21 protein-coding genes, 3 tRNA genes and 2 other annotated features are annotated in these 24,446 nt (G+C 31.3%); of the genes, 20 read left to right on the forward strand and 4 right to left on the reverse strand.

Features of this window, described 5'->3' with window-relative positions:
• Nucleotides 1-2 precede the first annotated feature (2 nt).
• From JJD95_RS13480 to JJD95_RS13495, 4 genes are all read left to right on the forward strand, one after another.
• Nucleotides 3-78: transfer RNA gene (locus tag JJD95_RS13480), tRNA-Phe, on the forward strand.
• Nucleotides 79-83: 5 nt separating this feature from the next.
• Nucleotides 84-158 (forward strand) — tRNA-Gly (locus JJD95_RS13485).
• 13 nt (nucleotides 159-171) lie between these two features.
• Nucleotides 172-246: transfer RNA gene (locus JJD95_RS13490), tRNA-Cys, on the forward strand.
• 348 nt (nucleotides 247-594) lie between these two features.
• Nucleotides 595-1,170 (forward strand): hypothetical protein, encoded by a 576-nt coding sequence (locus JJD95_RS13495; protein ID WP_291643549.1) that lies wholly within the window; start codon nucleotides 595-597, stop codon nucleotides 1,168-1,170.
• A 155-nt stretch (nucleotides 1,171-1,325) separates the two neighbouring features.
• Here the strand turns inward: JJD95_RS13495 and JJD95_RS13500 are convergent, their stop codons facing one another.
• The gene (locus tag JJD95_RS13500) at nucleotides 1,326-2,021 is read right to left on the reverse strand and encodes a DUF6873 family GME fold protein (RefSeq protein WP_291643550.1); all 696 of its coding nucleotides are present in this window, start codon (nucleotides 2,019-2,021) and stop codon (nucleotides 1,326-1,328) included.
• A 147-nt stretch (nucleotides 2,022-2,168) separates the two neighbouring features.
• Here JJD95_RS13500 and ytxC point away from each other — a divergent pair, with 147 nt between their 5' ends.
• The 13 genes from ytxC to JJD95_RS13565 all read left to right on the forward strand — a co-directional run bounded on the left by ytxC (nucleotide 2,169) and on the right by JJD95_RS13565 (nucleotide 17,044).
• Nucleotides 2,169-3,071, forward strand: a complete 903-nt coding sequence (gene ytxC, locus JJD95_RS13505) for a putative sporulation protein YtxC (RefSeq protein WP_291643551.1) — start codon at nucleotides 2,169-2,171, stop codon at nucleotides 3,069-3,071.
• 116 nt (nucleotides 3,072-3,187) lie between these two features.
• Nucleotides 3,188-3,297: a sequence feature (ribosomal protein L20 leader region), on the forward strand.
• Nucleotides 3,298-3,330: 33 nt separating this feature from the next.
• Complete coding sequence (gene infC, locus JJD95_RS13510) at nucleotides 3,331-3,858, forward strand: translation initiation factor IF-3 (RefSeq protein WP_291643552.1); 528 nt, start codon at nucleotides 3,331-3,333, stop codon at nucleotides 3,856-3,858.
• 20 nt (nucleotides 3,859-3,878) lie between these two features.
• On the forward strand, nucleotides 3,879-4,076 hold the full coding sequence (gene rpmI, locus JJD95_RS13515; protein WP_291643553.1) for a 50S ribosomal protein L35: 198 nt from the start codon (nucleotides 3,879-3,881) through the stop codon (nucleotides 4,074-4,076).
• A 27-nt stretch (nucleotides 4,077-4,103) separates the two neighbouring features.
• Nucleotides 4,104-4,463 carry a 50S ribosomal protein L20 gene (gene rplT, locus JJD95_RS13520; protein WP_291643554.1) on the forward strand — a complete coding sequence of 120 codons (360 nt, stop codon included), beginning with the start codon at nucleotides 4,104-4,106 and terminating at the stop codon, nucleotides 4,461-4,463.
• A 115-nt stretch (nucleotides 4,464-4,578) separates the two neighbouring features.
• Nucleotides 4,579-5,943, forward strand: coding sequence for a TrkH family potassium uptake protein (locus tag JJD95_RS13525; protein WP_291643555.1), 1,365 nt, complete (start codon nucleotides 4,579-4,581; stop codon nucleotides 5,941-5,943).
• 11 nt (nucleotides 5,944-5,954) lie between these two features.
• Nucleotides 5,955-6,614, forward strand: coding sequence for a TrkA family potassium uptake protein (locus JJD95_RS13530; RefSeq protein ID WP_291643556.1), 660 nt, complete (start codon nucleotides 5,955-5,957; stop codon nucleotides 6,612-6,614).
• A 12-nt stretch (nucleotides 6,615-6,626) separates the two neighbouring features.
• Nucleotides 6,627-7,412, forward strand: a complete 786-nt coding sequence (locus tag JJD95_RS13535) for an RNA methyltransferase (RefSeq protein ID WP_291643557.1) — start codon at nucleotides 6,627-6,629, stop codon at nucleotides 7,410-7,412.
• A gap of 71 nt (nucleotides 7,413-7,483) precedes the next feature.
• Nucleotides 7,484-7,697: a binding site (T-box leader), on the forward strand.
• Between the two features lie 76 nt (nucleotides 7,698-7,773).
• Nucleotides 7,774-8,793, forward strand: coding sequence for a phenylalanine--tRNA ligase subunit alpha (gene pheS, locus JJD95_RS13540; protein ID WP_291643558.1), 1,020 nt, complete (start codon nucleotides 7,774-7,776; stop codon nucleotides 8,791-8,793).
• Between the two features lie 30 nt (nucleotides 8,794-8,823).
• Nucleotides 8,824-11,202 (forward strand): phenylalanine--tRNA ligase subunit beta, encoded by a 2,379-nt coding sequence (gene pheT / locus JJD95_RS13545; RefSeq protein WP_291643559.1) that lies wholly within the window; start codon nucleotides 8,824-8,826, stop codon nucleotides 11,200-11,202.
• 131 nt (nucleotides 11,203-11,333) lie between these two features.
• Nucleotides 11,334-11,933: a cell division protein ZapA gene (locus tag JJD95_RS13550; protein ID WP_291643560.1), complete on the forward strand. Its 600-nt coding sequence runs from the start codon at nucleotides 11,334-11,336 to the stop codon at nucleotides 11,931-11,933.
• Nucleotides 11,934-12,093: 160 nt separating this feature from the next.
• Nucleotides 12,094-14,013 carry an ABC-F family ATP-binding cassette domain-containing protein gene (locus JJD95_RS13555; RefSeq protein ID WP_291643561.1) on the forward strand — a complete coding sequence of 640 codons (1,920 nt, stop codon included), beginning with the start codon at nucleotides 12,094-12,096 and terminating at the stop codon, nucleotides 14,011-14,013.
• A gap of 43 nt (nucleotides 14,014-14,056) precedes the next feature.
• Nucleotides 14,057-16,426, forward strand: coding sequence for an ATP-dependent DNA helicase (locus JJD95_RS13560; RefSeq protein WP_291643562.1), 2,370 nt, complete (start codon nucleotides 14,057-14,059; stop codon nucleotides 16,424-16,426).
• Between the two features lie 189 nt (nucleotides 16,427-16,615).
• Nucleotides 16,616-17,044 (forward strand): hypothetical protein, encoded by a 429-nt coding sequence (locus tag JJD95_RS13565; RefSeq protein WP_291643563.1) that lies wholly within the window; start codon nucleotides 16,616-16,618, stop codon nucleotides 17,042-17,044.
• A gap of 45 nt (nucleotides 17,045-17,089) precedes the next feature.
• On the opposite strand, the gene JJD95_RS13570 is transcribed toward JJD95_RS13565, so the two are convergent.
• Both JJD95_RS13570 and JJD95_RS13575 read right to left on the reverse strand, forming a co-directional pair.
• A complete protein-coding gene (locus JJD95_RS13570; RefSeq protein ID WP_291643564.1) occupies nucleotides 17,090-17,335 on the reverse strand; it encodes an AbrB/MazE/SpoVT family DNA-binding domain-containing protein in 246 nt (81 codons plus the stop codon).
• Between the two features lie 317 nt (nucleotides 17,336-17,652).
• Nucleotides 17,653-18,144: a YajQ family cyclic di-GMP-binding protein gene (locus tag JJD95_RS13575; protein ID WP_291643565.1), complete on the reverse strand. Its 492-nt coding sequence runs from the start codon at nucleotides 18,142-18,144 to the stop codon at nucleotides 17,653-17,655.
• Between the two features lie 327 nt (nucleotides 18,145-18,471).
• Here JJD95_RS13575 and recQ point away from each other — a divergent pair, with 327 nt between their 5' ends.
• From recQ to JJD95_RS13590, 3 genes are all read left to right on the forward strand, one after another.
• Nucleotides 18,472-20,640 carry a DNA helicase RecQ gene (gene recQ / locus JJD95_RS13580; protein WP_291643566.1) on the forward strand — a complete coding sequence of 723 codons (2,169 nt, stop codon included), beginning with the start codon at nucleotides 18,472-18,474 and terminating at the stop codon, nucleotides 20,638-20,640.
• Between the two features lie 16 nt (nucleotides 20,641-20,656).
• Entirely contained in the window at nucleotides 20,657-21,829 is a 1,173-nt protein-coding gene (locus JJD95_RS13585; protein ID WP_291643567.1) for a DEAD/DEAH box helicase, read from the forward strand.
• Nucleotides 21,830-21,946: 117 nt separating this feature from the next.
• The gene (locus JJD95_RS13590; protein WP_291643568.1) at nucleotides 21,947-23,563 is read left to right on the forward strand and encodes an ABC-F family ATP-binding cassette domain-containing protein; all 1,617 of its coding nucleotides are present in this window, start codon (nucleotides 21,947-21,949) and stop codon (nucleotides 23,561-23,563) included.
• A 570-nt stretch (nucleotides 23,564-24,133) separates the two neighbouring features.
• Here the strand turns inward: JJD95_RS13590 and JJD95_RS13595 are convergent.
• Nucleotides 24,134-24,446, reverse strand: a 313-nt coding sequence (locus JJD95_RS13595) for a transposase (RefSeq protein ID WP_291643569.1), incomplete at its 5' end; no start/stop codon positions are given.

A 24,446-nucleotide genomic window follows, 5' to 3' on the forward strand; every position in this document is an offset into this window, starting at 1 on the left:
AAGGCTGGATAGCTCAGTCGGTAGAGCAGAGGACTGAAAATCCTCGTGTCCCTGGTTCGATTCCTGGTCTAGCCACCAATGTTGCGGGAGTGGCTCAGTGGTAGAGCGTCACCTTGCCAAGGTGAACGTCGCGAGTTCGAATCTCGTCTTCCGCTCCACAATTTAATTAATGGCGCTATAGCCAAGTGGTAAGGTCAAGGTCTGCAAAACCTTCATTCCCCGGTTCAAATCCGGGTGGCGCCTCCAAAGTAAGAAAAAGTAGTCTAAATGCTGATATTTCAGTAGATAGGCTACTTTTTTTATTTTATAATCCTCTCTTAGCAGGTATAGACCTTGAACATAAATTAATTACAAATTATATCAGAGGATTTTAGTAGAAGTTGTATTTGAATTCTTGTCAGTTAAGCGGAGAGAATTAGCGGTGTGATAATAGTAGTATCTGACATCGCTGTAGAAGAGAGAGTAAATTTGATGAATGATAATCTATCTTACATTAGATATGGATTTATGTGGAATTAATGTTATACCTTTGATATAATTGATTATAGGTTAATTTATAATCGTAAGTTATTGCACATTAAAGGAGGGATACAATTGATTTCTAGTAGAAAGGATCATATTATTCCCATGTATGTTACTTGTTGTATTACAATTGCTTTAATAATTGCATGGACTAATGTTGAGTTTTTTGAAGCTGAGCTAAAAGAACAGGATATAAAAGTGTTCTCTAAGATTAAAGAGTTAAATAAGAATAAGGGTGAAATCAATAGTAGTTACATGAATCGAGTTGAAGAAATAATCCTTGATGATGATTTGGTAATTATATATGATTATGATAATAATAAAGTAATTGATAGTATTAATGTTGTTGTTGGTGATCAATTTGAAGAACAAGTTCATAAATCAATAGAAATTAATAGTAAGAGGATAAGATTAGATAGGGATAAGCAGGAGTTACATAAGCACACATATATTCAGAATATAAATTTAAAAATTGATGATATACCTTATGATAAGGTGGAAGACAGATACTTAATTTATTACATACCAAGATGGATGGTGAGAGAGAACTATATGCTTACAAGATTGCTACAGGCATTAACCATAAGTTGTTTTTTTTCAGCAATAACTGTATTGTTGTTTGATAAACAAATTAAGAAATTAAAATAATAATTACTTATCAAACTATGGATTTTTCTTATATTAAGCTAACAAAAGGATATGTTGAGCAGAATTACTTGGTGCAGTGAAAGCATTCCAGCAACATATCCTTTTAGTTATAGCATAATATATGAAAAAACTCTTAGACTAGACTAGCGATAGCACTAGATTCTAAAAATACTGCCTCTATCAATTAGTTTTCCGTTCCTTAGGAACACAGGTTCTACCTTGTGTTTTCTTAAAAAACTCAAGACCTCTTTCCTATGCAAATAGTGATCTAAGTGACCATAAAAAGCTAACACGTTATTTTCGATAAGTCCTGTTGCACCACCGATAAAACCATAGTCAAGACCAGGAAGTATAATATCGCCAGGGGGGATTAATAGTACATCTATTTTTTCAACAGTTAAAGCTTTGGCAATAGAGATGTCACTAGTTATAACTGCCTGATTTGTGACAACGCAAGTAGAGCATTTTGTATAACCCTGCTTTACATTTATAAGTTTTCTATCTTTTAAAAGTGACAAAAGTTTAGTATCAGTAAAATTAATGGAGTGAACAAAGAGGTTACCTATAGATAGTGAATTGAGAAGTACATCGTAAGGGTATTTGTTTTGAAGTGATGCATTTGTTTTATAAACATTATAATTTAATGATTCTAAGGTTTGTATAAATTTTTTATCCATATCTTTATGTACTATAATACTGCCGTTAGCAATGTGCATGAGCATATCAGGGTGACCACATATGGCTTCATATAAGAGTTTGCTAGGAGGGCAAATAAGTACATTATATCCTATGGAAATCAAATATAATTTTTCTTCATTATGAATTCTAAAATCAACAATAACAGTTTTCATTACCATACTCCTTTTGATTTTTTTTCATATAATATACGTTATACCATAAAACTATGGTGTTTTGCAATATGTCGATAATTGCTATATCTATTTTGCATATACGCAAATATTACACACATACTATCTTATGAGAAAGGAGTGTGCTAGATGCTTTTATTAACTGTTGTATATAATAGCAGTATGGAATGCATTATGGGTGATATTAAAGACATTAAAAAGTGTTTTGAAAATAAAAAAGTAATTATAGGTATATCGGAGTGTATAATAGAAAATACTCACTTTATAAAATTCTTTTGTAGTGATGATAACTTAAGCCCTAGTAGTATAAAAACATTTAATTTGCATGTTGCCAATATGTTATATAAAATAGTAATAAGTGAATTTTGTAAAAATGGAATGAATAGTTTTTTAGCTGAAACGTATTTTTTCCTGGGTCATGATGAAATAAAGCAAATTGAACCTAAGATTGTGGAAGCACTTCTTAGTGAAGGGTCCATATCTGGTCCTAGTATGGTATATTATATGAATAGAAAAAATATTGTTATTGATAAAATAACTAAATGCATCGAAGAAAATAATGAGATTAATATAAGTGGATTCTTAACCTTTAGGACAAAAGCACTAAGACTCGATTTAGAATGTGTAGTTGATAAAGTTGTAGAAGAGTATATGGTAGAAAAAGAATATGATGAGTTTGTAAATCTTTTAAAATACTTTGTAGAAGTTCAAGAGAGCAAGGTAGATGAAGTTAATATAATAATCGGAAAAGACGGAGATTATTGCTTAAGAGATAGAGAAGGAAATGATTTAATGGAAAATATGATTATGGAGTTACCGGGGGTTCAATTTGATTCGAAAGAAAATCAAGAAGAACTTATAATTAGCACCATAATAACCAACGCCCCTAAAAAAATAATTATACACTGCGTAGATAATTGTAAAAATAAAGAGTTAATACAAACTATAAATAAGGTCTTTGTGAATAGAGTCTATTATTGTGATAAGTGTCCTGCCTGTGAAAATATAAAAAAAGGAATGATAGGCTTCTAGTTAAATTTTTATATTTATAATAAAGGAAATAGTATTGACAAGCGAATATTTAAATAGTATAATATGAATTGTTGTGAATAAAGATATGAAAAATAATTTAATATAATAAAATTCTGTACCACAAGAAGAAACAGCCGTTTCTCACCTAACAGTTATGCTAGTCAGGTTAATTAGTAATTTAAATTTGTTACTATTAGGACGGCACATGCCGTCCTTTTATTTATTTAGATAGTTAAAATTTTTTTGAAAGACTTAGGAGGTGAAAACTATTAGTAAAAACAAAGATTTCATGATGAATGAAGATATAAGGGTCAGAGAAATAAGAGTTATAGGAGCTGATGGATCTGCATTAGGTATATTGAATACCAAAGATGCTCTACATCTTGCTGAAGAAAAAGACCTAGACTTAGTTATGATGTCCCCTACAGCGAAACCACCAGTATGTAGAATAATGGATTATGGTAAGTTTATTTATGAACAACAGAAAAAAGAAAAAGAAGCTAAAAAGAAGCAAAAGGTTGTTAATCTTAAAGAAATACGATTGAGTGCAACAATAGAAGACCATGATATCGCAATTAAGGCTAGCAATGCCAAAAAATTCTTATTGGATGAAGACAAGGTAAAAATAACAGTAAGATTTAGAGGAAGAGAAATTGAAAATTCAAAAGTAGGACATAAAATATTGAGCTCTTTTGTAGAGAAAATCGGTGATATTTATATTGTTGAGAAACCAGCCAGACAAGAGGGAAGAAATATGATAATGATATTAGCTCCTAAAAGAGCATAACCGAGAGGAGGAATTTTATTATGCCTAAAATGAAAACACATAGAGGCGCAGCGAAAAGATTTAAGAAAACAGGAACAGGCAAGCTTAAAAGAGCGAAAGCTTTTACAAGTCATATATTAACAAAGAAAAGCCCTAAAAGAAAAAGAAATCTTAGAAAAACAACATATGTTTCAACAACTCAAATAAAAGCAATGAAGAAATTGTTACCATACTTATAATTGAATGGTGCTTAGGAGGTATTATAAATGGCAAGAATTAAGAGAGCAGTTAACTCTCGTAAAAATCATAAAAAAGTATTAAAACTTGCAAAAGGTTACTACGGTGGAAGAAGCAAGTTATTTAAAACAGCTAATGAAGCAGTAATGAGAGGACTCAGAAATGCTTATATCGGAAGAAAATTAAAGAAAAGAGATTTTAGAAAACTTTGGATAGCTAGAATCAATGCAGCATCAAGATTAAGTGATCTTTCATATTCAAGATTTATGAATGGAATGAAACTTGCAGGCATAAATATTAACAGAAAGATGCTTTCTGAAATTGCAATAAATGATCCAAAAGCTTTTGCTGAATTAGTAGAAGTTGCAAAAAAACAATTACAAGCTTAAAAACATTTATAAATGTAGCCTTTAGGCTACATTTTTTCTTGCATTTTGACAAAAACAGGGTAAGTGATATAATATAGCAATATACCACTTTTGGTAAAATTTAGAGGTGATTAATTTGGCTTCAACTATTAAAGCTCTTAAAAGGAAACCCATATATACTCCAGTTCAGATACTTGCAATAGGTTTTGCTGCTATAATATTTATAGGTGCAATACTATTAAGCTTGCCTATAGCATCTAAAAGCGGTGAATCTACACCACTTATAGATTGTATATTTACATCTACGTCTGCTGTATGTGTTACGGGTCTAGTGATTGTAGATACGGGAACATACTGGTCCTATTTTGGTAAAACGGTGATAATGTCACTTATAGAAATAGGTGGGCTTGGGTTTATGTCTGTTACTACACTAGTTTTTTTGCTTTTAGGAAAAAGAATAACCTTAAAGGAAAGGCTAATAATGCAGGAAGCTATGAATTCAAATTCATTACAAGGTATAGTGAAAATGGCAAAATACATATTGATGTTTACATTTTCAGTTGAGATAACAGGTGCAGTGCTATTATCTACACAATTTATTCCCAGGTTTGGTATAGCAAAAGGAATTTATTATAGTGTGTTCCATGCAATCTCTGCCTTTTGTAATGCTGGGTTTGATTTGATGGGGAACTTTAATAGCCTTACTGGTTATGCTGATAATGCTGTAGTAATACTTACAGTGTCAGCTTTAGTAGTAGTAGGAGGGCTTGGATTCTACGTATGGGTAGAAATCTATAATAGTACGTCAATTAAAAGGCTTTCACTTCATTCTAAGGTAGTTATTTATATGACTTTAGGGCTAATTGTTGGAGGAGCAATATTTATGTATCTTTTTGAGATGGGTAATCCTTCCACTATGCAAGGAATGTCTATTAAGGGCAAATTTTTATCTTCTATTTTTGCAGCTATTACTCCTAGAACGGCTGGATTTAATTCTATTTCAACGGTTGATATGACTACAGCGGGCAAATTTTTGACAATAGTTTTAATGTTTATTGGTGGATCGCCTGGTTCTACTGCTGGTGGAATAAAAACCGCTACGGTGGTGGTACTCCTTATGACAGTAGTGTCTGTGGCTCGCGGACGTGAAGATACTGAAATATTTAAAAGGCGAATAAATAAACATCTTGTGTATAAAGCTTTTGCAATATTTGCTATTTCCCTAACGATTGTTATAGTTGTTACCATGGTGTTATCTATAACAGAGAATGGAAGTGTTCCCTTTGAACATTTATTTTATGAAGCTACTTCAGCATTTGCTACAGTGGGTTTAAGCTTAGGGTTAACTTCCAATTTAACAATTGGTGGGAAGATAATAATAGTCATCACAATGTATGCAGGGAGAGTAGGACCACTTACTATAATATTTGCACTAGCTAATAATAAAAAGTTTAAATCTGGAAATATAAAATATCCTGAAGGCAAAATTCTAATTGGATAGGGGTGGAGTTAATGAGTAAAAGACAATTTATTGTTATTGGCCTTGGAAGATTTGGAACTTCTGTTGCTGAGACATTATATTCTTCGGGAAATGATGTATTAGCAGTTGATTTTGATGAAGAAACAGTTCAAAATATCTCAGATAGAGTGACTCATGCAGTTCAAGTTGATGCAAATGATGAAAATAGCTTAAGAGCTCTTGGTATTCGTAATTTTGATTGTGCAGTTATTAGTATAGGTTCGAATATTCAAGCTAGTATTTTAGCAACACTATTAGTTAAGGAACTGGGAGTGAAATATGTAATTACAAAGGCAACGAATGAGTTACATGCTAAAGTATTATATAAAATAGGCGCAGATAGAGTAGTTTTCCCAGAGCGAGATATGGGTGTACGGGTTGCTCATAATTTAGTGTCATCAAATATATTAGATTACATAGAATTATCTCCGGATTATAGCATAGCTGAAGTTGTTAGCCCAGAGGAATGGCATAATAAGACACTTAGAGAACTTAATATAAGAGCCAGGTATGGCATAAATGTAATGGCTATAAAAAGAAATGATGATATTGATATTTCTCCATCGGCTGATAATGTTATTGAGATAGGTGATGTTATTGTGGCCATAGGTAATATTGAAGAACTAAATAAATTAGAAAATCTAGTTAAATAAGGGGTATTCAATTTGGAGTATATTGGGAGCAAGGACAATTCATTAATCAAAGAGATTAAGAAACTAAAGGAAAAAAAATATAGAAAAGATAACAATTTGTTTTTAGTTGAGGGATTTAGATTTACGGAAGAGGCATTAGATTCTGATTTTGAAGTAGCTCAAATATTCATAAGTGCTAGTGGTGAGTTTAAATATGAAAACTCCTCTGTGAAAAAGAAGATACAGAAAAACACTAAAGTTTATAGCACCAGTGATAGCTTATTTAAAAGTATTTGCGATACAGAACATCCGCAAGGGATTATTGCTATAGTTAGAAATAAGCTGGTAGAAGTTAGATATGAGGATGGATTTTATGTGCTAGCTGATAAAATCCAAGACCCTGGAAATATGGGAACTATAATTAGAACTGCTCATGCAGCAGGGGCTCTGGGAGTTATAATTACAAAAGGAACAGTGGATATTTATAATGAAAAAACCTTAAGAGCTACAATGGGGTCTATTTTTAAAATGCCTATTATTTATGATAGTGATTTATTAACAGTAAAAAAACTTAGAGATGATGGGTTTAAATTAGTTACTAGTTCACTGGAATGTGATAAAAATTTTTACGAAATAGATTTAAAGGGAAAAGTTATTATATCTGTTGGAAATGAAGGAAATGGAATAAGCGAAGATGTGTACGCTTTATCTGATCTTAAAATAAAAATCCCTATGCCTGGTGGTGCAGAATCTCTAAATGCAGCAGTGGCAGCGTCAATTATGATATATGAAGTAGTGAGACAAAAAAATAATATATAATTATTAGTTTATAGTTGAAATTTTTATTGTTTACGGTTATAATGTTTTTTATACTTTCATAAATTAATAAGCAATAAACTGTGATGGAGACAGTAGATGTAAAAATTGGTACAGGGATAAGAAGCCTTTGACTGAGAGCTTACTTAAAAAGTTTTTATATTGAAATTCACTCCGGAGTTCTAACAGTGAAATAAAGTAACTGTTAGCGGTTAGAATCGATAATTTTATCTAAGAGGACTGGTTTCCAGTCAATTAGGGTGGTAACGCGGATATTCCGTCCCTTCATAAGGGGCGGATTTTTTTTGTTTTATAAAAAAGTACAGAATCTAAAAATTACATAAATATGAAAGGGGCATTCATCATGCAGGAAAAATTAAAAATTATAAAAGCTGCAGCTTTAGAAGAATTAAAAGTAGCTGCTATTAAAACGGAAATAGAAAATATCAGAGTTAAGTATTTAGGCAAAAAAGGAGAACTAACACAAATATTAAGAGGAATGGGTAAGCTATCAGGTGAAGAGAGACCAATTATTGGTAAACTTGCAAACGAAGTTAGGGAGAGTATAGAAACTCTTATAACTAAATCCACAGATGGTTTAAAAAATATTGAAAGAGAAATAAAACTAAAAAGTGAAGTTATAGATATATCTATGCCAGGGAAAAAACAAACAGTAGGTAAAAGACATCCACTAGAATTAACTCTTGAAAAAGTTAATGAAATATTTTTATCTATGGGATTCGTTATTGAAGAGGGTCCAGAGGTAGAAAAGGATTACTATAATTTTGAGGCGTTAAATATACCTAAGGATCATCCTGCAAGAGGAGAACAAGATACTTTTTACATAAATGATAGTATAGTTTTAAGAACACAAATCTCACCAGTGCAAATAAGAACTATGGAACTACAGAAGCCGCCTATAAAAATGATTTCTCCAGGTAAAGTGTATCGTTCAGATGCATTAGATGCTACTCATTCACCAATCTTTTATCAAATTGAAGGACTGGTAGTTGATAAGGGTATTACTTTTGCTGATTTAAAGGGAACTCTAGAGCTATTTACACATAAAATGTTTGGAGATAAAATGGAAACAAAGTTTAGACCACATCATTTTCCATTTACAGAACCTTCAGCAGAAATGGATGCAACTTGTTTTGTGTGTAAAGGTGAAGGCTGCAAAGTTTGTAGTGGTAGTGGCTGGATAGAACTTTTGGGTTGTGGAATGGTTCATCCGCAGGTTTTAAGAAATTGTGGAATTGACCCTGAAGTTTATAGTGGATTTGCATTCGGATTTGGACTAGATAGAATTACAATGTTGAATTATGGAATAGATGACATTAGAGCTCTTTACGAAAGTGATATGAGATTTTTAAAACAATTCTAAAATATAAATTGCATACTAGGAGGTTATTAAATGAAAGTTCCAGTTAAATGGCTTAAAGATTATGTAGATATAGATATTTCACCAAAGATACTTTCTGACAAATTGACTATGTCTGGTTCAAAAGTAGAAGAACTTATTATATCAGGTGCTGAAATTCAAAATGTTGTAACAGGAAAAATAATGGAAATAGTAAAACACCCAGATGCTGACACGTTGGTTGTATGTCAAGTTGATGTAGGACTAAAGGAGCCAATACAAATTGTTACAGCAGCTACTAATATGGGTGAACAGGATATTATACCTGTTGCACTCCATGGATCAAGCTTACATGGTGGATTAAAAATAAAAAAAGGTAAGCTTCGTGGTATTCTGTCAAATGGCATGTTCTGCTCAGAGGAAGAACTCGGAATTGCAGGGGACGAACCAGTTCATGGACTTATGATACTTCCACAGGACACAGCTATTGGAAAAGATATAAAAGAAGTTTTAAAACTTCAAAGTGTAGTAATAGATTTTGAAATAACTTCTAATAGACCAGATTGTAATAGTATTCTCGGTATAGCAAGAGAAACTGCTGCAACTTTAGGCACCGAATATAGAAAACCACCGCTAGATTATAAAGCTACTTCCACTGAGAATGTGGAAGAAATATATAAGGTTCAGGTTAAAGATGAACTTTGCAGAAGATACATGTTAAAGGGTGTAAAAAATGTTAAAATAGAGCCATCTCCACAATGGATGCAAGAAAGACTTCTAGAGGCAGATATGAGACCAATAAATAACATAGTTGATATTACAAATTTTGTAATGGTTGAACTTGGTCAGCCTATGCACGCATTTGATGCTAGGCAAATTACTACTAATAATATAGTAGTTGAAAGAGCTAGCATTGGAGAGAAATTCACTACATTAGATGAAGCAGAAAGAGAATTAGATGAAAGCATTTTAACTATAAAAGATGGAGATAGAACTATAGGCATTGCGGGTATTATGGGAGGCTTAAATTCTGAAATTAAAGAAGATACTGTGGAAGTAATATTTGAAAGTGCAAACTTCAATGGAGTTAACATAAGATTATCTTCTAAAAAATTATCTTTAAGAACAGATGCATCTACAAAGTATGAAAAAGATTTAGATCCAAGTCTCACCCAAATGGCAATAGATAGAGCCTGCAATTTAATCCAGGAATTAGGTGCTGGCGAAATAATGGAAGGATGTATCGATGTATATCCTAAAAAGCTAAAACCTCATAGTTTAGAAGTAGACTATAAATGGATTAATAGCTTTTTAGGAACAGAAATATCTGTGAATGATATGAAAATATACCTTGATAGATTGGAGTTAGCTACAGAAATAATAGGTAATTATTTAATTATACAGGTACCTACATTTAGATCTGATATTAATATAAAAGAAGATGTAGCAGAAGAAATAGCTAGAATACATGGTTATGATAATATACCATCTACTTTTCCCAAATGTGAAACTTCTAGGAGTGGAAAAAGCGAAAAGCAAAAATTAGAAGATAAAGTAGTGCTATCACTAATTAGTAGTGCACTTAATCAATCTATAAGCTACTCATTTGTAAGCCCTAAAATGTTTAATAAAATTTTAGTTCCAGAGGAGAGTGAGCTTAGAAATGTAGTTACTATAAAAAATCCTTTAGGAGAAGATTATAGTATAATGAGAACTACAACTATATCATCTATGATGGAATCATTGGGTAGGAACTATTCAAGAAATAATGAAGAGGCTAGATTATTTGAAATAGGTAAGGTTTATATACCTAACGAGGACTTAAATAAGCTTCCAGAAGAAAAAAACATATTAACAATAGGAATGTATGGAAATGTTGATTATCTTGATTTAAAAGGTGCGGTAGAAAATGTAATAGATAGTTTAGGAATAAAAAATGCATCATTTAAACGAGAATGCGAAAATCCAACTTATCATCCTGGAAAAACTTCGCATTTATACGTGAAAAGGCAATTAATAGGAGTGGTTGGAGAAATTCATCCCCAGGTATCAGAGAATTATGAAGTGGAAGAGAGATGTTATATAGCAGAATTAAACCTAGATTTATTATATAAATATGCAGGTTCAAGTAATAAATATAAGTCGCTTCCAAAATTTCCAGCTGTAACAAGGGATATTGCACTTATAGTTGAAGATGAAATTCTAGTTCAAGATATTGAAGATGTAATTGTAAAACAAGGTGGTAATATATTAGAGAGTGTTAAGTTATTCGATGTGTATAAAGGTAAACAAATAGCCGAAGGTAAGAAGAGTATTGCCTATGCTATAGTATACAGACGTGAGGATAAAACATTAACGGATGAGGAAGTAAATAAAGTACATGAAAAAATATTAAGAACCCTTGAGCATAAATTAGGTGCTGAGCTTAGATAAAAATTATAAGCATAATTCCCTTAGCAATAAGGGGATTATATTTTCATTGCATAATTTGAAAATATTGGTTTTAATAAAAACTATATTGTGGTACAATGAATGTAACTAATCTGTCTAAGAGGGTGTTTTAGATGAACATTGTAACAATAAAGATCAATGGTATTGAATACAATTTAAAAGGCAATGAAAAGGAAGAATATTTACATGTTGTAGCTAGCTATGTTGACAAGAAAATCAAGAGCATTATGGGCAACAATGAAAAGCTTAACACTTCCTCAGCAGCAATTTTAACTGCTCTAAATTTAGGCGATGAAACGTTTAAAAGCAATTCAATTTGCAAGGAACTTTCAAGTAAGGTTGCAGATTTAGAAAAACACGATGAGGAATTAATAGGGCAATTAGAAGGTCTTAAAAAACAGCTAAACCATATGGAAGCATATAACCAAGAGCTACTGAATAAATGCAAAAACATAGAAAATAGTGACTATGTAAAAACCTTAGAGCAAGAGAACATAAAAAGTAAGCAAGAATTGGAAGCTATGGAAGATTATGCTAAAGAATATGTTGAGGGTAATAAAAAAATCAAAGTAGAAAATAAGGAAATGAGATTTCAACTACAATCCTCTAAGTATAAAGTAATTGATTTACAAAACAAGCTAGTAGAGTACCAAATTAGTTTAGCTAAACAAAAGAAAATTAATAATCCGCTTTTAAATGCGTATAAAAAATAAATGATGAATTAATTTTATAGAAAGCTTTATGAGTATTTTAAACAATATGCCCTGGAGGTAGTGAGTAATTTGTCGATGATAAATTTCCACTAGCACTGGGGTGTTTTTTTGAGTATAATTAGAGTATAAAGTTATAACATGAAAAGGATGGTACTTGTATATGAATTTGTTAACAATAGAAGAAGTGAGTAAAAGTTATAGTGAGAGAATACTCATTAATAAAGCATCGCTAGGCATAAGTGATGGGGATAAAATTGGATTAATCGGAGTTAATGGTACAGGTAAATCTACTTTCCTTAAAATAATAGCTGGATTTGAAGTTCCTGACACCGGAAGGATTTTAAAGGGCAGTATGGTTAATATAGAATATTTATCTCAAGACCCCGAATTTGACCCAGAAGCCACAGTGTTAGAGCAAATTTTTAAAAGTGATACTGACGTTATGAAGGTTATAAGAGAATATGAAGTTATTATAGAAAAATTACAGGAGACTCCAGAAGATGAGTCCCTCCAAAAGTCCTTAATGAATCTCAATAATAAAATGGATGCAATTAATGGATGGCAAGTTCAAAATGAAGCTAAAATTATACTTACAAAGCTTGGCATAACAAATTTTAAAGAGCGAATAGGAAACCTTTCCGGCGGGCAAAAAAAGAGAGTTGCCTTATGCAGTGCACTTATTACTCCTTCGGATTTATTAATTTTAGATGAGCCTACAAATCATATGGACAATAAAATAATAGATTGGTTAGAGAATTTTTTAAATAATAGAAAAGGTGCGCTACTTATGATTACCCATGATAGATATTTTCTAGATAGGATAACAAATAAGATTCTAGAACTTGATAAGGGTGTTTTATATAGTTACCAGGGAAATTATAGTGTGTTTCTAGAAAAAAAAGTTGAAAGAATGGCGTTAATGGATTCGCTTGAGAGGAAAAGGCAGGGATTATTTAAAAAGGAATTAGCTTGGATAAGGCGTGGAGCAAAAGCTAGAACCACAAAACAAAAGGCTAGAATAGATAGGTTCGAAGTAATTAAAGAAGGACAAATTGATATATCAAATGAAAAGATAGAATTATCTTCAGCTTCCACTAGGCTTGGGAAGAAAATTATTAATGTAGATAAAATTTATAAAGCATATGGTGAAAATAAACTAATTGCAGATTTTAGTCATATCTTTACTAAGAGAGACAAAGTGGGTATTATAGGACCTAATGGCATCGGAAAATCTACTCTTATGAATATTTTAAGTAAAGTGATAAGTCAAGATTCTGGGGAAATAGAATGGGGCGAGACAGTTAAAATCGGATACTTTCATCAAGAAAATGGTGCTATGGATGAAAATATGAGGGCCATTGATTATATTAGAGAAGCAGCAGAATATATATCTACTAGTGATGGAGAAAAGATTACTGCTTCTCAAATGCTGGAGAGATTCCTATTTGATGGAACCACACAGCACTCTTTTATATCCAAATTATCTGGTGGAGAAAAAAGAAGATTGTACCTTGCAAGAATTCTTATGGAAGCTCCAAATGTGCTGTTTTTAGATGAGCCAACCAATGACTTTGATATTCAGACATTAGCAGTGCTCGAAGATTACTTAGATGGATTTGCAGGGGTTGTAATAGCTGTATCTCATGATAGATACTTTTTGGATAGAGTTTCTGAAAAAATATTTAGTTTTGAAGGAAATCAACAAATAATTCAATTTGTAGGGAATTATTCTGAGTATCAAGAATATATAGAAAAGAATTCCAATTTACTTGTGGATAATGATGTAGCAGATAAAGAAGATAAAAAAAGTAAAAATGACGATGGAAAAAAAGATAAGCCTTTGAAGTTTACTTTTAAAGAGCAGAAAGAATACGCAGAAATTGATGATTTAATTGAGAAAAAAGAATTAGAATTAGAAGAAATCAATGAAAAAATAAATGGTGGAAGTAGTGATTTTGAATATTTAGAAAAACTAGTAAAGCAGCAAAAGAGTGTAGGGGCTGAAATTGAAAATCTAATGCTACGATGGACATATTTGAATGAATTAGATGAGGAAATAGAGTCTCAAAAGAATAACTAAAATTTATGCATGAAGATTTTATTTATCAAAGAAGGTAAAGTTTATGGAGAAAATTAAAGATATAAAAATATCAGTTCGTAATTTAGTAGAGTTTGTACTAAGAGCGGGTGATTTAGATATGAGGTTTAGGGGTAGCAGTAGGGCTGTGGAAGGTACCAAGGCTCATCAAAAAATCCAAAAGGAAAATAGAGAAAAGTATTCTATAATATTTGGACAAGAATACACAGCTGAAGTTAGTTTAAAACATAGTATACCATATAATGGTGGCACAATTGTAATTGATGGTCGTGCTGATGGCATTCTAATTGAGAATAAGGTCGTCACCATAGATGAAATTAAAACAGTTACTAGAGATTTAGAACTTATAGAAGAGGATTATAATGGACTTCACTGGGCCCAAGCTAAGTGTTATGCATATATATATGGGGTGCAGAATAATCTTGAAAGTGTTAATGTTCAATTAACTTATTACGATATAAATACTGAAAAAATCAAGAGATTTATTAAATGTGTTGCTACTTCTCAGCTTCAAGAGTTTTTTGATGGAATTATTTCTAGCTATTTTGTATGGGCAAATATTACCAGTATGTGGAATGAAGAAAGAGATAATAGTATAAAAGATTTGAAATTTCCTTTTCTGGATTATAGAGCAGGGCAAAGAGAGTTAGCTGTATCCATATATAAAACAGTTGTAGAGGGTAAGAAAATATTTCTGCAAGCCCCTACAGGGATTGGTAAAACTATATCTACACTATTTCCAACGGTAAAAGCCATGGGAGAAGGTCATACTTCAAAAGTTTTTTATTTAACAGCTAAAACTATAACAAGGCAAGTTGCAGAAGAAGCTTTTGAAAAAATGAGTGAAAATGGACTTAAATTCAGGACTATTACACTAACAGCAAAGGATAAAGTATGTCTTAGTAAAGGTAGTGCCTGTAACCCGGAACAATGTAAATTTGCAAAGGGACATTTTGATAGAGTTAATGAAGCTCTTCTTGATATTCTAGATAATGAAAATACATTTACTAGAGAAATAATTGAAATCTATTCAAATAAGTATAAAATATGTCCCTTTGAATTCTCGCTGGACTTAACGCTATGGTCTGATTGTGTTATATGTGATTATAACTACGTATTTGACCCTAGGGTATATCTAAAGAGATTCTTTATGGATAACAATGGTGACTATACTATATTGGTTGATGAGGCTCATAACTTAGTAGATAGGGCTAGAGAAATGTTTTCTGCTACAATCCATAAAAAGCTGCTTCTAGGACTTAAAAGAGACATAAAAGGTGTGGACGACCACTTGTACAAAGCACTGAATAAATTAAATACATTTATGAATAGTATGAAAAAAATGTGTAATGAAGAGGGATATTATAAACAGAATTCTGAGCCTGTGGATATATATAATCTTCTTAATAATCTTACTAAATTATTAGAAGTATGGCTGACCAAAAACGAAAAATCTGAAATATATGATAGTTTTTTAGAACTGTACTTTAATTCTCTCAGTTTTATTCATATTGCCGAGCTTTATGATGAAAAATACATAACCTACGTAGAGACTATAGAGAATGACGTAACCCTTAAAATATTTTGTTTAGACCCATCTAAGCTTTTAAGAGAGGCATCCAAAAGGGGAAGGTCTGTAGTGTATTTCTCTGCAACGCTACTACCACTATTATACTTCAAAGAAATTTTGGGTGGAGAAAGTGAAGATTACCATTTAACCCTAGATTCACCATTTGATAAAAATAAACTTAAATTAATGATAGCAAAGGACATATCTACCAAATATAATTATAGAGAAAATAGTTATCCTAAAATAGTAGAGTACATATATTCAGTAATAAATGCTAAAAACGGAAATTATATGGTGTATTTTCCTTCGTATAAATATATGGAGGCCGTGAGTAATCAATTTAATGAAAAGTATCCAGATATTAAGCTGTGTGTTCAAACAAATTTTATGACGGAAAATGATAGAGAAACATTTCTTCAAAACTTTAATAGTAATCCAGATGAGAATATTTTAGGTTTCGGAGTTTTAGGTGGTATATTTTCTGAAGGTATTGATTTAAAGGGGGACAGATTAATTGGTGCGGTAATAATCGGTGTAGGGCTTCCTATGATTTGCTTTGAAAAAGAAATTATTCGTGAATATTATGATAATAAAAATAATTTCGGTTATGAATACTCATATATGTACCCAGGTATGAATAAAGTGCTACAAGCAGCGGGTAGAGTAATTAGAACAGAAGAGGATCGAGGAATCGTCCTTTTAATAGATGATAGATTTCTACAGCAAAGATATAGAAGGTTATACCCAAAGGAATGGGAGCATTATGATAAAACAAATAATAACACTGAGGCAAAAGATAAGGTTTATGAATTTTGGCAAAAATGAATTTAAGCTATTTAATAAAACACATAAAGTAAAAAACTTGAGCTTTGCACAAGTTTTTTTTGTTTAAAATACTTTTACAGAAAGTTAATAATAATTTGTGACTTATAGTGCTAAAATAAGGTATAAGACTAATAAGGGAGATAGAAAAAGATTGGTATCTTTCATAGAATAATAGGGGGAATAGTATAAATGTCTGTTAAATTTGCTAGAGAATTTTATGGCTTGGATAGTTTTTCAAAAACAACCTTAATAGGAGGTATAGTTTTGTTTTTAACTGGAGATTTGTGGATTTTAGGTGCAGCACTTATTGTCTATTCAATTTGGAGAAGTAAGTCTACAAATGTGTATAAGAGAAATAATGAAAGATATATTTTCGAAAGTATAAAAAGAAAATTTAATCATAAAGTTAAAGAGTTAAAACAAGTTATGGAAAGGTACTTGAAACAAAATAACAATAAAATCAAAAGTTATAATCCTATGGATAAATTAAGAGAAAAAAGAAAATATATAATAACTACCTGCCCTAAATGCTCGCAAAAATTAAGAATACCAAGATCTAAGGGTAAAATTATTGTAACTTGTTCAAAGTGTGGTAGCGAATTTAGATTAAAAACATAAAAAAGAGATACCCATTAGGATATCTCTTTTTTTATGTTTTATAAATTATTTGCCTGAACCTAATTCAGCAAGACATTCTTTACAAATATTCTTACCTTTGTAATTTACAACGTCTCTTGCATTTTGACAGAAAATACAAGCTGGCTCATATTTCTTAAGAATTATTTGATCGCCATCTACATAAATTTCTAAAGCATCTTTGATATCTATATCCAAAGTTCTTCTTAATTCTATAGGAATAACAATTCTTCCAAGTTCATCCACTTTTCTAACAATACCTGTTGATTTCATAATAAATTCCTCCTTAAACATCTTTCGACTTATTTATAATTAAATTGTAGCAAATATAACATAAAACGTCAATAGGTTTATCCGAATATTTAATTAAAAAAATAAAAATTAACAAACATTTACGTATTATGCTAAATATTTATAATTGACTGTCATTTTAAACAGTTTTGTAATACCTTATATAGTATACCCAATTTTAAGAAAAAATACAATAAATTTACTGGAATTTAATTAATGTAAAATTATATAGACTATAGGATGCAATTCAATATAAAGAGGTTGGTACATTAAAATGTACCAACCTCTTTATATATAACTTATCTATAATTAGTGAATTGTAGTGCAATATCAAAATCTTTTGATTTCACAAGGGCCATTACTTGTTGCAAATCATCAAGGTCTTTACCAGTGATCCTTAGTTGATTATCCATAATCTGAGCTTGAACCTTGATTTTACTTGATTTAATTTCTGCAATTATTTTTTTTGCTTTTTCCGTAGAAATACCTTTTACAATTTTAGCGGTTTGTCTAGCAGACCCTAAAGTTTCAGGAGCCTCTTTATCTAGGTCTAATGCTTTTCCAGATATACCTCTTTTTATAAGTCTACCGATAAGAACTTCTATAACTGCTTTTAATTTAAAATTATCATCAGATATTATTTTAATATCATCTTTACCTAAGGTAATTTCAGTAATAGTGTTTTTAAAATCATACCTTTGTTTGATTTCTTTCAATGCTTGATTTATTGCATTGTCTACTTCTTGCATATCTACATCTGATACTATGTCAAATGAATGTGCAGTTGCCATAATTATAACCTCCTCTATAGTTTAAAATATAATTAATAGAATTCTCTTAATTAATAGTAAATTAATAAAGTGAAAATGTCCAGTGATTAATAGGGTAAAGATTATAAATTTATATAGTTTACATATAAGACATTATTTTTTACTATGTGATAGATATATGACTAAGTCGTTTTATTTTATAATAAAAATTTAGTAGTATGTTTTAAACATCATAAAATTGACGAAGATAAATAAGAGTATATCGTTTGTCTAAAGTATTGCGAACAAACTTTTGAAAATAATGTTATACTATTATAAGTGATTATTATGGATGAGAGGTAGAAATATATGTTGCATGAAGCACAAGAAAAATTAAGAAAATATTATGGATACGATAGTTTTAGAAAAGGACAAGAGGATGTAATACAGAGCATTATAAGTGGGCGTGATACTTTTGCTGTAATGCCTACAGGCGCAGGTAAATCTGTGTGTTATCAGATCCCCGCACTAATGCTTGAGGGAGTTACACTTGTAGTATCACCACTTATATCTCTTATGAAGGATCAAGTAGACACATTAAATAGTGTAGGTATAGCGGCAACATATATAAATAGCTCATTAACCATTAATGAAGTTAATGAAAGAATTGATAGGACTTCAAAAGGCGAGTTTAAGCTTCTTTACGTTGCCCCTGAAAGACTAGGATCAGAATTTTTTTGTAATATGTTAAATAGATTAACCATATCGCTTTTGGCTGTTGACGAAGCTCATTGTGTATCTCAATGGGGACATGATTTTAGGCCTAGTTATTCATCAATTTATAGTTTGATAAGAAAATTATCTACAAGGCCAATTATAGCGGCTTTTACTGCCACAGCAACGGAGGAAGTAAGGCGGGATGTTATAAAGTCACTAGAACTCAGAGAACCGGATGTTTATGTAACTGGTTTTGATAGAGAGAATTTGAGCTTTACTGTTATTCGTGGAGAAAACAAAAGAGATTTTGTTTTGAAATATATTGAAAATAATAAAGATAAAGTAGGGATAATTTATACTGCTACAAGAAAAGAAACAAATAATCTTTATGAACTTTTGAATAAAAAAGGATATAATGTTGGGAAATATCATGCAGGGCTGGGAGATGCGGTGCGAAAAGAAAACCAAGAAAAGTTTTTATTTGATGATATAGACATTATTATTGCTACAAATGCTTTTGGAATGGGAATTGATAAATCAAACGTACGATATGTAATTCATTATAATTTGACAAAGAGTATGGAAGCATATTATCAAGAGGCAGGACGTGCAGGTAGGGATGGTGAGCCTAGTGAATGTACACTACTATTCTCTGCTGCAGATGTTTTACTTCAGAAATTTTTTATAGAACAAAGTGTGGAATCTCCAGAAAGAAAAATAAATGAATATAGAAAACTTCAAGCTATGGTGGATTATTCACATACCTCTAGATGCCTTCGTAAGTTTATTTTGGAGTACTTTGGTGAAGAAGAGGTTCAAGATAAATGTGATAATTGTAGTACATGTAATGACGAAAGTGAACTTGCAGATATAACTATTGAGGCTCAAAAAATATTTTCTTGTATCCTTAGGATGAAAGAGAGGTATGGTACTTCTTTAATTGCAGATGTTTTACGCGGATCAAAAAACAAAAAAGTTTTGGAATTGGGATTTGACACGCTTTCTACATATGGAATAATAAAGCAATATACTGTTAAAGAGATAAAAGATCTTATAAATGTTCTTACGGCAGAAGATTATCTTTTCCTAGATGGTGGTAAGTTCCCAGTGGTTCATTTAAAGGAGAAAGCAGTATCTGTTCTAAAAAATCAGGAAAAAGTATATCAGAAGATTGAGAAAAAGAAAGCTAAAGCAGTTGTGGATGCAGGATTATTTGGAATACTTCGTGGTCTTCGAAAAGAAATTTCTGAAAGGGAAAAAGTTCCACCATATATTGTTTTTGCTGATAGTGCTCTAAGAGAGATGAGTGAATATCTCCCAGTAGATGAGAGTGCAATGCTTAATATCAAAGGGGTAGGAGAATCTAAGCTTAAAAAGTATGGTAAAGAATTCATTCAGGTTATTAAAAAGTACATGTCGGAAAATAATATAGAACTTGCGCCAGAAATATTATATAATGAAGAAGCTTATAATAATGATAGAGTGGAATGTGCAGTAGAACTGGAAAATGATGAAAAGATGCCGAGCTATGTAATTACTTATAATATGTATAAAGATGGAAAAAGCATAGATGATATAATGTGTGATAGAAACCTAAAAAGTCTTACAGTACAAGACCATATATTAAAATGTGCTTATGAGGGTTTTGATGTTAATTTAGATGACTTTATTCCAAAACATCATGAAGCACTTATTATTGAAGTCATAGAAAAAATAGGGGCTTCAAAGTTAAAACCTATCAAAGAAGCCTTGCCAGAGGAAATAGATTATTTAGCTATAAAAGCAGCTATATTCAAACACGCTAACAATAAAATTTCTTAGAAAAAGAGGAGAAAACATGGATAAATTATTTAATGAACTAGGATTACAAGAAAACATTATAGAAGGTTTAAAAAAACAAGGAATAGAAAGCCCTACTGAAATCCAAGTAAAGGCTATTCCGATGGCACTAGAAAACAAAGACATCATAGGAGAATCAGAAACAGGTACAGGTAAAACATTAGCTTACTTATTATCTATATTTCAAAAAATAGACACGTCGTCAAAGGATATAGGAGCAATTATACTTGCTCCGACTCATGAACTTGCAGTTCAAATACATAATCAGATAGAACTCTTATCTAAGAACACTGGAGGCCTTGTAAAATCTACTTGTATAATTGGTAATGTTAATATTAAGAGGCAGCTAGAGGCACTTAAGGGCAAACCACACATAGTGGTTGGGTCTGCAGGAAGAATTTTAGAGCTTATAACTATGAAAAAACTAAAATCACACTTCGTTAAGACCATAGTAATAGATGAAGGCGATAGATTGATAGATGAAAATAATATTGATGGAGTAAAGGCAGTAATAAAAACTACTCTTAGGGATAGACAAATTATGTTGTTTTCGGCTACGGTATCACTTAAAGCCATAGAAATTGCTAAAACTTTGATGAATGACCCTGAGGTAATTAAGGTAGGTGACAAAAGTCATGTAAATCCTAATATAGATCACATGTATTTCCTTGTTGAGAGGAGAGATAAAATGATCCTTTTGAGAAAACTTATAAGTGCTACGAATCCCGAGAAAGCGATAATATTTATTAATAAAAGTGATGAGGTGGAAATTACAACTTCAAAGCTTAACTATCATGGATTAAAAGTAGAAGGAATTCATGGAAGCTCTGAAAAAGAAAATAGAAAGAAAGCTCTCGAGGATTTTAATTCAGGCAAAATTCAACTTTTAGTTGCTTCTGATTTAGCAGCTAGAGGGCTTCAAATTGACGGGGTATCACATATATTTAACCTTGATATACCAGAGAATTCAAAGGATTATTTGCATAGAGTAGGAAGAACGGCAAGAATGGGTAAAACTGGTGTAGCCATATCCATAGCAGAAGAAAGAGAGCTTGATCTTATTAAAAACTATGAGAGAGATTTTAATATAGAAATTTTTGAAAAAGATATATACATGGGAAAAATTATAGAACCTAGGACTCACGGAAAAACATCAAAATTTAAAAAATAGTATTAAAACAAACAAGAAAAAAATTACATTAGCCTACTGTCCATGCTTGTGATATAATGGTTGAGTAGTTTTGACTATAATGAAATTACTTAAATATACGGAGGTAGTTATAAATATATGATTAGTACAAACAATATAAGTTTAAGATATGGTGCACGTAAATTATTTGATAATGTTAATATAAAATTTATTCCAGGTAATTGTTACGGATTAATTGGCGCTAATGGTGCTGGTAAATCAACGTTTCTAAAAATATTATCAGGAGAAATTGAAGCTAATACAGGTGAAGTTTTTATTACAGCAGGAGAAAGACTGGCATTTTTAAAGCAAGACCATTTTGAATTTGATGAAAATGAAGTTATAGAAACAGTTATGATGGGTCATGTAAGACTTTATGAAATAATGAAACAAAAGGACGATTTATATGCAAAACCAGATTTTACTGATGAAGATGGAATTAAGGCATCAGTATTAGAAGGAGAATTTGCAGAACTTAACGGATGGGAAGCTGAATCACAAGCTTCAACACTTCTAATGGGACTAGGTATAAATGATGAGCTTCAAAGCAAAAAAATGAAGGAACTAACAGGAGCAGAAAAGGTAAAGGTACTTCTTGCTCAAACGCTTTTTGGTAAGCCAGATATCTTACTTCTGGATGAGCCTACAAACGGATTAGATATTAAATCTAAAAATTGGCTTGAAAACTTTTTGATGAACTTTGACAGTACTGTTATAGTTGTTTCTCATGATAGACATTTTTTAAATAAAATATGTACTCATATTGCAGATATAGACTTTAGTAAAATTCAACTATTTGTTGGAAACTATGATTTTTGGTATGAGTCTAGTCAATTAGCTTTTCAACTCGCAAAAGATCAAAATAAGAAAAAAGAAGAAAAAATTGCTGATTTACAAAGCTTTATTGCTAGATTTAGTTCTAATGCTTCCAAAGCAAAACAAGCTACTTCTCGTAAAAAGCAATTGGATAAATTGACTTTGGATGATATAAAACCTTCTTCTCGTAAATATCCTTTTCTTGGCTTTAAGCCAGAAAGAGAAGCTGGAAATGATTTATTAACAGTTGAAAACCTAAGTAAAACTGTTGATGGAGTAACCCTTCTTGATAACGTAACTTTTATAGTTAGCAAGGGAGATAAAATTGCATTTACTGGCATAGATGAAATAGCAAAAACTACCCTATTTAAGATATTAATGGGCGAAATGGAGCAAGATGCTGGAGAATTTAAATGGGGAGTAACTACAACGCAAGCTTATTTACCAAAAGACAACACAGAATATTTTAATAATGTTGATTGCAGCTTGGTTGATTGGCTTCGTCAATTTTCAGAGGAAAAAGCAGAAAGCTTTATTAGAGGCTTTTTAGGTAGAATGCTTTTCTCTGGAGAAGAAGCTCTTAAACAATCTAGTGTGCTCTCTGGTGGAGAAAAGGTTAGATGTATGCTTTCTAGAATGATGCTTAGTAATGCTAACGTATTAATTTTAGATGAGCCTACTAATCATTTAGACTTAGAGTCCATTACTGCTTTAAACAATGGATTAAATACTTATACCGGAACAATTTTGTTTGCATCACACGATCATCAGTTAGTTGATACAGTTGCAAATAGAATAATAGAAATTACACCTAAGGGAATAATGGACAAACAAATGTCTTATGATGAATTTGTAGAAAATGATGAAATTCAAAAACAATTAGAAATTATGTACAAATAAAAAAAATCTATGGCTTATATATAAGTATAAGAGAAGCACCGCTAATAATAATTCTATTAGCAGTGCTTCTTTTTTTAGTTAGAAGTTAAAATAAACCGAAACCACCACGTCCACAACCGCCACCGCAGTTGCCGCCGCCGCCAATTCCTAAAAGTAAAAGAATTAACCAGATACCAGTACCGCCACCGCTGCCAATGCCACCGCCGCAGCTATTACCACAGTTGTTTCCGCAGTTGGAAACAGGTCTGTTGCAACAACTATTGCAACAACAATCGCTTCTATGTCTATGACTCATATAAATTCCCCCCTTTTTCAAAAGCAATGCTCAAATAAATGAAAGATCTGTATGCTAGTCTATTTATTTGAATGTGTCTAAGCAAAAGTTCTAAAATCAAACTTTTACTTAAGTACTGGGGTTACTTATAAAAGTTGTATCTGATACTATAATATATTCTGTATTTTTCTAAATGTGAATATTCATTAATTGTTTTTTGAAAGATGTTAATGTGAACTCACTTCCACTTATAGAAGTGGAAGCTTCTTGGGTAGTATCTCCTAGCGGAGATAAATTTACCAAGCTAACAAGGTAGAACCAACCTCTTTTATATCTATACTGGCATTGAAGTCTCTATCCATACTAAGACCACAATATTCACAGATATATATTCTATCCTTTAACTGCAGATTTTCATTTATATTCCCACAACTACTACAAGTCTTAGATGAGGGATACCATTTATCCACTTTGATAAGTTGTTTTCCCTTATCTTCTAATTTGTAGTTTAGAAAACTTCTGAACATACCAAAACCATTATCAGTAAGATTTTTAGCTAATTTTAATGTTTGAGCCATTGCTCTTAGGTTTATATCCTCAACTATTACT

This window comes from Clostridium sp. (assembly GCF_016650035.1).
GTDB lineage: Bacteria > Bacillota > Clostridia > Clostridiales > Clostridiaceae > Clostridium_AD.

Excerpts from the sequence above, each read along its gene's own strand:
- JJD95_RS13500 (WP_291643550.1), bottom strand. The coding sequence starts at position 2,021 with ATGAAAACTGTTATTGTTGATTTTAGAATTCATAATGAAGAAAAATTA.
- ytxC (WP_291643551.1), top strand. The coding sequence starts at position 2,169 with ATGCTTTTATTAACTGTTGTATATAATAGCAGTATGGAATGCATTATG.
- rpmI (WP_291643553.1), top strand. The coding sequence starts at position 3,879 with ATGCCTAAAATGAAAACACATAGAGGCGCAGCGAAAAGATTTAAGAAA.
- rplT (WP_291643554.1), top strand. The coding sequence starts at position 4,104 with ATGGCAAGAATTAAGAGAGCAGTTAACTCTCGTAAAAATCATAAAAAA.
- JJD95_RS13530 (WP_291643556.1), top strand. The coding sequence starts at position 5,955 with ATGAGTAAAAGACAATTTATTGTTATTGGCCTTGGAAGATTTGGAACT.
- pheS (WP_291643558.1), top strand. The coding sequence starts at position 7,774 with ATGCAGGAAAAATTAAAAATTATAAAAGCTGCAGCTTTAGAAGAATTA.
- pheT (WP_291643559.1), top strand. The coding sequence starts at position 8,824 with ATGAAAGTTCCAGTTAAATGGCTTAAAGATTATGTAGATATAGATATT.
- JJD95_RS13550 (WP_291643560.1), top strand. The coding sequence starts at position 11,334 with ATGAACATTGTAACAATAAAGATCAATGGTATTGAATACAATTTAAAA.
- JJD95_RS13555 (WP_291643561.1), top strand. The coding sequence starts at position 12,094 with ATGAATTTGTTAACAATAGAAGAAGTGAGTAAAAGTTATAGTGAGAGA.
- JJD95_RS13560 (WP_291643562.1), top strand. The coding sequence starts at position 14,057 with ATGGAGAAAATTAAAGATATAAAAATATCAGTTCGTAATTTAGTAGAG.
- JJD95_RS13565 (WP_291643563.1), top strand. The coding sequence starts at position 16,616 with ATGTCTGTTAAATTTGCTAGAGAATTTTATGGCTTGGATAGTTTTTCA.
- JJD95_RS13570 (WP_291643564.1), bottom strand. The coding sequence starts at position 17,335 with ATGAAATCAACAGGTATTGTTAGAAAAGTGGATGAACTTGGAAGAATT.
- JJD95_RS13575 (WP_291643565.1), bottom strand. The coding sequence starts at position 18,144 with ATGGCAACTGCACATTCATTTGACATAGTATCAGATGTAGATATGCAA.
- recQ (WP_291643566.1), top strand. The coding sequence starts at position 18,472 with ATGTTGCATGAAGCACAAGAAAAATTAAGAAAATATTATGGATACGAT.
- JJD95_RS13585 (WP_291643567.1), top strand. The coding sequence starts at position 20,657 with ATGGATAAATTATTTAATGAACTAGGATTACAAGAAAACATTATAGAA.
- JJD95_RS13590 (WP_291643568.1), top strand. The coding sequence starts at position 21,947 with ATGATTAGTACAAACAATATAAGTTTAAGATATGGTGCACGTAAATTA.